We start from the raw sequence: 8,720 nt of genomic DNA, 5'->3' as shown, positions 1-8,720 counted from the left end.
GTTCGCACCCACCGCACGAGCAGCAGCCCTGACATTGCCACCCACACGGTCCAACACCCCGAAAAACTCGGCCCTCAACTCCTCAAACGACACGGTCCCACAACTCCCTGAACGACAGGGTGTTGCGGGGACCGCTAGAACCCGCGGTCGCGTTCAACGCGACCAAAGGGCCCTCGGGAGCACTTTCTCGGGGCCGAAGTTCGGACATGCAGCGGCGGGTCAGCGGCGGAACGCTTGGGCTCGCCAGGCTCCTGGGCCGGGGGTCAACGGCCTGCGGACCAGTGCTGCCCGGTCGGCCCACCGCGACCGCCGCGGCGCCGGCTCCTCGCCACTGTCGCCCGCGGCCAGGCCCGCGACGACGGCCGTCAACGCCGCCAGCTCGACGTCGTCCGGTTCGCCCCGGACCACCCGTAACAGCGGCGGCTGCGGGGTCGTGTCCGGCTCGGTGGTGTTCTCGTCGGCGCTCACAGCGGGATGTTCCCGTGCTTCTTGGGCGGCAGGCTCTCGCGCTTCTCGCGCAGCATGCGCAGCGCGCGCGTCACGTGCCCGCGCGTGTGCGCGGGTGGGATGACGGCGTCGACGTAGCCGCGTTCGGCGGCCACGTACGGGTTGCACAGCGTGTCCTCGTACTCCTGGATCAGCTCCGCACGCAGCGACTCGACGTCCTCGCCGTTCTCCCCGGCCTGCGCCAGCCGCTTGCGGTGCACGATGTTCGCCGCGCCCTGCGCGCCCATCACGGCGATCTGCGCGCTCGGCCAGGCGATGTTGATGTCGGCGCCCAGGTGCTTGGAGCCCATGACGTCGTAGGCACCGCCGTATGCCTTGCGCGTGATGACCGTGACCAGCGGAACCGTGGCCTCGGCGTAGGCGTACAGGAGCTTCGCGCCGTGCCGGATGATTCCGTTCCACTCCTGGTCGGTGCCCGGCAGGAAGCCCGGCACGTCCACGAACGTCAACACCGGCACGTTGAACGCGTCGCAGGTGCGCACGAACCGCGCCGCCTTGTCGGAGGCGTCGATGTCCAGGCAGCCGGCCAGCTGCGTCGGCTGGTTGGCCACGACGCCGACGGCGTGGCCCTCGACGCGGCCGAACCCGGTCAGCACGTTCGGCGCGAACAGCTCCTGCACCTCGAGGAACTCGCCCTCGTCGACGACGCGGCGGATGACCTCGCGCATGTCGTACGGCTGGTTCGGCGAGTCGGGCACCAGCGTGTCCAGCTCGCGGTCGTCGTCGGTGACGTCCTCGGCGATCGACCCGCCCGTCGGCTCGCTGGTGTCGAACACCGGCGTCTCGGCGAGGTTGTTCGACGGCAGGAAGCTGAGCAGCTCCTTGACGTAGCCGACGGCGTCGTCCTCGTCCGAGGCCAGGTAGTGCGCGTTGCCCGACTTGGCGTTGTGCGTGCGCCCGCCACCGAGGTCCTCGAACGTGACCTCCTCGCCCGTCACCGTCTTGATCACGTCCGGACCCGTGATGAACATGTGCGACGTCTCGTCCACCATCACCACGAAGTCGGTCAGCGCGGGGGAGTAGACGTGCCCGCCGGCGTTGGTGCCGAGGATCAGCGAGATCTGCGGGACGACGCCCGAGGCGTGGGTGTTGCGGCGGAAGATCTCCGCGTACAGGCCCAGCGACACGACACCCTCCTGGATGCGCGCGCCGCCGCCCTCGTTGATGCCGATGATCGGCCGGCCCGTCTTCACGGCGAGGTCTATCACCTTGGTGATCTTCTCGCCGTACACCTCGCCGAGCGCGCCGCCGAGCACGGTGACGTCCTGGCTGAACACGCACACCTCGCGGCCGTCGACGGTGCCGTAGCCGGTCACCACGCCGTCGCCGTACGGCCGGTTGGCCTCGAGGCCGAAGTTCGTCGACCGGTGCCGCGCCAACGCGTCCAGCTCCACGAACGAGCCCGGGTCGAGCAGCATGTCCACCCGTTCCCGCGCGGTCTTCTTGCCCTTGGCGTGCTGCCGTTCGACGGCCCGCGCCGAACCCGCATGCACGGCCTCGTCGTAGCGCAGGTACAGGTCGGCGAGCTTGCCCGCCGTGGTGTGGATGTCCGGATCTGTGTTCGGTGCGTCAGGCGCGTCCCCGACCGGCTCCGTTGCGCTGCTCATGACACGCGAGCTTAATCATCGGCCCACCGCCGCTGGTGTGGCGTGGACTACCCCGCAGGCACCGGTGCGGGCCGGCGTTAGGGTTCGCGCGTGCCGAATCGCATCGATGGTGGCCGGCTGCGCGCGGAGCTCGTCGCGCCGGTCGGGCCGTACGCCCAGGTGGACGTCGTCGCCAGCACCGGGTCGACCAACGCGGACCTCCGGCAGGCGGTCGTCGACGGGGCGCCCGACCGGACGGCGCTCGTGGCGGCCGAGCAGACCGCCGGCATCGGGCGCCGCGGCCGGCCGTGGGCGTCCCCGGGTTCGGGGGTCTACGTCAGCGTGCTGCTGCGTCCCGCCGAGGTGCCGGTCGCCGGGGTCGGCTCGCTCGCCATCGCCGCCGGCCTCGCCGTGCTCGACGTGGGCGACGCCCTCGGCGCGTCGGTCGCGCTCAAATGGCCCAACGACGTCCTCGCCGCCGACGGTTCCGGCAAGTGCGCCGGCATCCTGTCGGAGGCCGCCTCGTCCGACGACCTGCCGTCGTGCTCGGCATCGGCCTCAACGTCACGCGCGTGCGCGCGGAGGTCACCGCGGGCGCGGGCGGGCTGCCCCCGGTGTCGCTCGCCGAGCTCGGCGCGAGCATCTCCGACCGCACCGACGTGGCGATGATGCTGCTGGCCGCGCTGCACGAACGCGAGGCGGCGTGGCGGCAGGCACACGGCGACCTGGCCGACGCCGACATGCTCGACGAGTACCGCGGGCGCTGCCTCACCCTCGGCCGGCAGGTCAAGGTCGTCACCGGCAGGGGAAACCTCGTCGGCGACGCCGTCGACGTCGAACCGACCGGTGCGCTCGTGCTGGCCCAGTCGTCCGGCGCCCGGCAGAGTGTGTTCGCGGGTGACGTCGTACATCTTCGGCCTACAGGCGGGTAATTCACGCTCCGGAGCGGTACGGTTGCCCGCAGAAGCACCGGCGACGAGCGACTGTTCGGGGAGTGTCCAGCGGTGGCGTATCCACAAAGCCTGCTCAGCGACGGCGAGCAGGTCGTCGTCCACAAGCATCCGCACTTCAAGATGCTGTTGTGGCCGATCGTCGTCCTGCTGATCGCGGTCGGCGGCGGCGGGTGGCTCGCCTTTTGGGTCGCCCCCGACCTCGGCGAGCCGTGGGACATGGTCACGCAGATCGCCGTCGGCGTCGTCGCGCTGGTGCTGCTCGTGTGGCTGGTGTTCGCGCCGTTCGTGCAGTGGCGCACCACCCACTTCATCGTCACGACCGACCGCGTCATCGCCCGTGAGGGCGTCATCAAGCGCACCGGCATCGACATCCCGATGGGCCGCATCAACAGCGTCCGCTTCGAGCACGGCCTCGTCGACCGCATCTTCGGCTGCGGCACGCTGATCATCGAATCGGCGTCCGAGGAGCCGCTGACCTTCGACGACATCCCCAGCGTCGAGAAGGTCCACACCTACATCTACCGGCAGGTCAACGACAACAGCGCCGACGACTACGGCTACGACCCGCAGGCGCAGACCGCGCAATACGGCCAGTACCCGCCGCAGTACCAGCAACACCCGCAGCAGCACCCGGGCCAGTACGGCCCGCCGCACGACCAGGGTACTGACCGTGGGCGCGCGCGAACAGGGCCTGCCGGAACGGCTCAGCCCGGGCCCCGACCTGCCGCGGCACGTCATGATCTGGGAGGTCGGACCGCGCGACGGCCTGCAGAACGAGGCCGCCACGGTGCCCGTCGAGGTCAAACTCGAGTTCCTCGCCCGCCTCGCCGCCGCGGGCCTGACCACGCTCGAGACCACCAGCTTCGTCCACCCCAAGTGGGTGCCCCAGCTGGCCGACGCAGAGCAGCTGCTCGCCGAGCTCGACCGCGTCGACGGGGTGCGGTACCCGGTGCTCGTGCCCAACGCGCGCGGTCTGGACCGGGCCGTGGCCGCCGGGGTGTCCGACATCGCCGTGTTCGCCAGCGCCACCGAGTCGTTCGCCCGGCGCAACCTCAACTCGACGTTCGACGAGCAGTTCGCGATGTTCGAACCCGTCGTCGGCAAGGCCCGCGCCGAGGGCATGGCCGTCCGCGGCTACCTGTCGATGTGCTTCGGCGACCCGTGGGAGGGCGCCGTGCCGCCCGAGCAGGTCGTCGACGCCGGCGTCCGCCTGCTCGACGCCGGCTGTTGGCAGCTCTCGCTCGGCGACACCATCGGCGTCGCCACGCCCGGCCAGGTCGACCGGCTCGTCGACGCGTTCGCCGCACGCGGCGTCGACGTCGGGGTCCTCGCCGTACACTTCCACGACACCTACGGGCAGGCGCTGTCGAATACGCTGGCCGCGCTGCGCAGGGGCGTGGCCACGGTCGACGCGTCGGCCGGCGGGCTCGGCGGCTGCCCGTACGCCGAGTCGGCCACCGGCAACCTCGCCACGGAGGACCTCGTGTGGATGCTCGACGGACTCGGTGTCACGCACGGCGTCGACCTGGACGCCTGGTGGCCACCAGCGCATGGATGGCCGAGCAGCTCGGCAAGCCCAGCCCGTCGCGGGTCGTCGCCGCCCTCAGCGGGTGAGAGTGCATCCTTTCCGGTGAACCCGGGAACCACGATCCGGGCCACTACGTCTGAGCTTCAGCTGGGACCTGTCCATCGACGTCGGGAGAGCGCCGTGACCGACCATCGGGAAGAGGTGGAGCAGCTGCTCGCCGAATACCGGCGTAGCCGCGAACAGCTCGCCGATGTGCAACAGCGCATCACCGCCATCAGCGAATCCGTCAGCAGCGCCGACGGGCTCATCACGGCCACCGTCGGCGGACGCGGCGTCCTCACGGACCTGACCATCGACGACGACGCCTACCAGCGCTACCGGCCCCGCGAACTCGCCGCGCAGATCGTCCGCCTCACCGGCGAGGCGACCGCGAAGGCGTTCACCGCGCCGGCGAGGTGCTCGCGCCCGCACTGCCGAGCGGCACCGACCCGCAGGCCCTGCTGCTCGGCACCGCCGACCTGACCGCCGCCGAGATCACCCCGCCCGAACCGGCGGACTCCCGCGGCCGGGCCGCCGAGCTGCGCGACCTCGACGACGAGGAGAGCTTCGAGGACTCCAGCTGGCTCGACGACTCCGAATGGCAGCGATCGCGATGACCGGACCGGGATTCGAGACCGACGTCGAACGCCTCGGCCGCCGTGCCGGGGAGTTCGCGGACCTCAACCAGCGCGCCGCGCGGATCGCCGAAACCCTCCGCGAGGCGACCTCGTCGACGCCGTGGGGCGACGACGAGGTGGGCCGGGCGTCGAGGGCAGGCACCGCGGCGCCGCCGACGACACCGCCGGCGTGCTCGACGGGCTCTCCGGCGGACTCGCCGGCATGGGCGACGCCCTGTCCAACGCCGCCCGTTCCTACCGCGCCGCCGACGAGGACGCCGCCGACTCGGTCGCCGATTCCGCGCGCGAGATCTAGGCGGCGACCATGGGCATCGAACTGCCGGCCGAACTGGCCGATATCGCGCAGCAGACGGGCGTCACGTGGCCGCAGGCCGACGAGGACGCCATGCGCACGCAGGCCGAGGCGTGGCGGCAGGCCGCCGGCGACCTCACGTCGCTGGCCGGCGACGCCGACACCACCGCGGGCCAGGCGCTCGGTGCCATGCAGGGTGATGCCGCCGAGGCCGCCCGCACCACGTGGTCCGGGTTCGTCGACCCCGACCGGGGCAGCCTCACGACCGCGGCCCGCGGCGCCACCGACGCCGCCGACCGGCTCGACCGCGCCGCCGAGCAGGTCGGCCAGACCAAGGTCGAACTGGTGCGGCAGCTGCGCGACGCCGCCATGAACCGCGACGCCGCGGGTGCCGCCGCCGAGGCGGGCCATCCCACCGCACTCGCCGGCCTCGACACGCTCCTGCAGGGCACCTCGGCCAACGTGCAGGCCATCACCGGCGGTCTTGTCGAGACCGTCGGTAGCGACGCCACGTCGAACCTGACCGCGAACGTCCCCGACACGCGCCCCGGTTCCGCCGGTGGGCAGAACCTGCTCGGCGCGCTCGGGCTGCCCGACGTCGGCCCGCAGGCGCCCGGCGGCCCGGTCGAGACGCTGCTCGGCGGCGGCCCCGGCGGCCCTGGCGGTCCGGACGGATTCGCCGGTCCCGGCGGACCCGGCAACGGCCAGGGTGGACTGCTCGGCGGCCTGGGCCCCGACGGCCTGGGCACGGTGGAGCCGGGCCGCGATCTGCTCGACGGTGTCGAGGAACTGGTCGGAGGCCCGCAGGGAGGCGGGGAGCCGGGCTCGCCGCCGGGCCTCGGCCAGGGCCTGCCGCCCGGACTCGGCGAGGTCGCCGGTGGGGCCGCCGGTGCGGTCGGCGACACCGTGGGAGCCGTGGGGGAGGCCGCAGGTGGCGCGGTCGGTGGTGTGCACGACGCGGTCGGCGGGGTCGCCGGCGGCGGAACACCGCCCATGGGCATCGGTCAGCCGGGCGTCGTGCCGCCGACGTCGATCGGGCCCGCGACCGGGCCGATCGTCCTGCCGGACGCGCCCACCCCGCCCGGGGGCATCCCCGTGCCCACCGACACGCCGACGCCGCCGCGTGGCACCCAGCTCTCGGGTCTCGGCGCCCCGCCCCCGGGGCCTGCCGGACTTCCCCCACAGCCCGGCGGCGCGCCGTTCGGTGGCGGCATGCCGCCACAGGCGCCGCCGGCCGCGATGCCGCCCGCGGGTGGTGCACCCGGCTTCGGCGGTCCTGTCGGCGGTGGTCCGGTCGCGGTCCCGTGGGTGGTCCGGTCGCCGGTGGTCCCGCCCAGGGCGCGCCCGGACAGGCCGCCCAGCGCGGTATGCCGCCCGTGCCGCCCGCGTATCCGCAGCAGCCACCGCCTCCGCAGGGCCAACAGCCGCCGCGGCCGATGCCGCCCGGTCCGCCGCCGGGCCCGCCGGGACAGGCGGGTCAGGCGGGTCAGGCCCCACCCGGACAGGCCCCGCCGGGCCAGGCTACGCCGGTCAGCCGCGGCACGCCCCGCCGTCGATGCGTCCCGGCTGGGGTCCGGTTCCCGAACCTCCGCCGATGCAGCCGCCACAGCACGCGCAGCAGGCTGCCGCCGCGGCGCCGCCGTTGGGGTCGCCGCGGCAGGAGCGGGAGAGCGTCGTCGCGCTGTTCCTCGTGCACATGTTCCCGATCGGACATCTGCCCGTGGCCTCGGACCGTCCGGCCCGGCAGCTGCCCGCGCCGGAGCCGCAGGAGGCCGACGAGCGCGTGATCGCCCGCTTCGCGCCGCACGACCACCCGTCGTCCGACGTGCTCGACCCGGAGCAGGCCCTCGACCTGCTCCGCCAGGGGGCGCGCCAGCCCGCGCCGCCGCCGACGTCCGTGCTGCCGTGCCCGCCGGAGGGCGTGCGGGAGGGTCACGACCCGCTCGGCGGCATGCACGAACGCGACTGGGACGCCCGCTACCTCGCCCGCCCGGGGACCGACCCCGAGGCAAAGGTCGAGGCAAAGGTCGAGGCAAAGGTCGAGGCAAAGGTCGAGCCCGAGGAGGGTGCCGAGACGGGCACCGACGCGGACACCACGCCGGACGCAGCGGAATCGGACGGCGCAGCGGAATCGGACGGCGCATCGGACGCGGACGCCCCGCCGGATGCCCCAGCCGCGCCGGATGCCGCAGCCGCGCCGGACGCCGACACCGCAGTGGAGTCGGATGCGCCGGAGTCGGCCGGCGAACCCGGGGCCGCGCCGGTCTACGTGTGGCCGCCCGCGGACAGGTTCCCCGAGGGCTGCTCCGATGTGGGCGAGGCGGAGCTGCTCGGCGTGGGCACGGTGCTCGACCGGTTCGGCACCGCACACGGCCGCGTGTTCTCCGCCGACGGGACGCCGTTCGCGCACCGGTCGCTCCCGCCGACCGACCTCGACGCCGGCTACCGCCGCTACCGCGTCCTGCGGGACGTGCCCGTGTGGCGGGGCGTGTCCGCGCCGTGGTTCGGACAGTCGGGTGGCGGCGCGCGCTACCGGTCCGTGTACAGCGCCGCCGAGCTCGTCACGCTGGGATACCTCGTCGACGTGACCTTCGAGGCCCCCGCCCCGGCCGCCGCCACGGAGCACACCGCCACGTCCACCGACGAACCGTCCACCGACGAACCGGCCGAGAACACGACGGAGAATGCCGAGGCGACCGCCGACGGCAGGGAAGGTGCTGCCCCGTGAACATCGAGTCGATCATGCGCTGGCTCGAGGCCGTGGGCGTGCCGCCGGAGGTCGTGTCGATCGGCGAGGAGGCCGACAACACCTGGTGCGTCCTGCGTGAGGAGGACGTCGAGGGCGAGGACGGCATCGCCTGGGAGGTGTTCTGGCAGGAGCAGGGCAACCGCTACGACTGGGCCCGCTTCACCAACGAACAGGTCGCCTGCCACTACCTCTTCGGCCGCCTGACCTGGGCGCAGGTCGCCAGGGGAGCGGTCGGCGTCCTCCCCTGACACACCGTGTCAGCACCCCACGTCGCCGTGTCAGCAATCCACGACGCCGCTTTGGCACAACACGGCGACGCGGGACGCCAACACGGCGACGCGGGGACGCCGACACGGCGTGGTCCCGGGGTCAGCGGCGGCGGAGGTGTTCCAGTGCGGCGTCGTGGACCAGACCGTTGGTCGACAGGG

The 8,720-nt window shown here is 73.3% G+C and carries 7 protein-coding genes and 3 pseudogenes; 6 read left to right on the top strand and 4 right to left on the bottom strand.

Annotation, left to right across the window (positions count from 1 at the left end):
- Positions 1–219 precede the first annotated feature (219 nt).
- Both BJF85_RS23380 and BJF85_RS23375 read right to left on the bottom strand, forming a co-directional pair.
- On the bottom strand, positions 220–468 hold the full coding sequence (locus BJF85_RS23380) for an acyl-CoA carboxylase subunit epsilon (protein WP_075850134.1): 249 nt from the start codon (positions 466–468) through the stop codon (positions 220–222).
- Positions 465–2,114, bottom strand: a complete 1,650-nt coding sequence (locus tag BJF85_RS23375; RefSeq protein ID WP_075850133.1) for an acyl-CoA carboxylase subunit beta — start codon at positions 2,112–2,114, stop codon at positions 465–467. Before BJF85_RS23375 ends, BJF85_RS23380 begins: the two co-directional genes overlap by 4 nt.
- Positions 2,115–2,204: 90 nt before the next feature.
- Here BJF85_RS23375 and BJF85_RS23370 point away from each other — a divergent pair.
- From BJF85_RS23370 to BJF85_RS23355, 4 genes and pseudogenes are all read left to right on the top strand, one after another.
- Positions 2,205–3,025, top strand: a pseudogene (locus BJF85_RS23370) (biotin--[acetyl-CoA-carboxylase] ligase).
- Positions 3,026–3,097: 72 nt separating this feature from the next.
- Positions 3,098–3,601: pseudogene (locus BJF85_RS23365) on the top strand (PH domain-containing protein); the annotation flags it as partial.
- Positions 3,602–3,716: 115 nt separating this feature from the next.
- Positions 3,717–4,660, top strand: a pseudogene (locus BJF85_RS23360) (hydroxymethylglutaryl-CoA lyase).
- A 16-nt stretch (positions 4,661–4,676) separates the two neighbouring features.
- Positions 4,677–5,096, top strand: coding sequence for a YbaB/EbfC family nucleoid-associated protein (locus tag BJF85_RS23355; protein ID WP_369822282.1), 420 nt, complete (start codon positions 4,677–4,679; stop codon positions 5,094–5,096).
- 12 nt (positions 5,097–5,108) lie between these two features.
- Here BJF85_RS23355 and BJF85_RS31740 read toward each other — a convergent pair whose 3' ends face one another.
- Complete coding sequence (locus BJF85_RS31740; protein WP_369822281.1) at positions 5,109–6,497, bottom strand: hypothetical protein; 1,389 nt, start codon at positions 6,495–6,497, stop codon at positions 5,109–5,111.
- A gap of 50 nt (positions 6,498–6,547) precedes the next feature.
- Positions 6,548–7,150, bottom strand: a complete 603-nt coding sequence (locus BJF85_RS30915; RefSeq protein ID WP_158057117.1) for a hypothetical protein — start codon at positions 7,148–7,150, stop codon at positions 6,548–6,550.
- On the opposite strand from BJF85_RS30915, the gene BJF85_RS23350 reads away from it, so the two are divergent.
- Both BJF85_RS23350 and BJF85_RS23345 read left to right on the top strand, forming a co-directional pair.
- Positions 7,138–8,271 carry a TNT domain-containing protein gene (locus tag BJF85_RS23350; RefSeq protein ID WP_075850132.1) on the top strand — a complete coding sequence of 378 codons (1,134 nt, stop codon included), beginning with the start codon at positions 7,138–7,140 and terminating at the stop codon, positions 8,269–8,271. The two genes, BJF85_RS30915 and BJF85_RS23350, sit on opposite strands and share 13 nt — an antisense overlap.
- The gene (locus BJF85_RS23345; RefSeq protein WP_075850131.1) at positions 8,268–8,540 is read left to right on the top strand and encodes a hypothetical protein; all 273 of its coding nucleotides are present in this window, start codon (positions 8,268–8,270) and stop codon (positions 8,538–8,540) included. Before BJF85_RS23350 ends, BJF85_RS23345 begins: the two co-directional genes overlap by 4 nt.
- The last annotated feature ends 180 nt before the right edge of the window (positions 8,541–8,720 follow it).

The organism is Saccharomonospora sp. CUA-673 (assembly GCF_001942305.1).
GTDB lineage: Bacteria > Actinomycetota > Actinomycetes > Mycobacteriales > Pseudonocardiaceae > Prauserella.
Note: the sequence above shows the minus strand (reverse complement) of the source record. Positions and strands in the feature narration are given on the sequence as shown.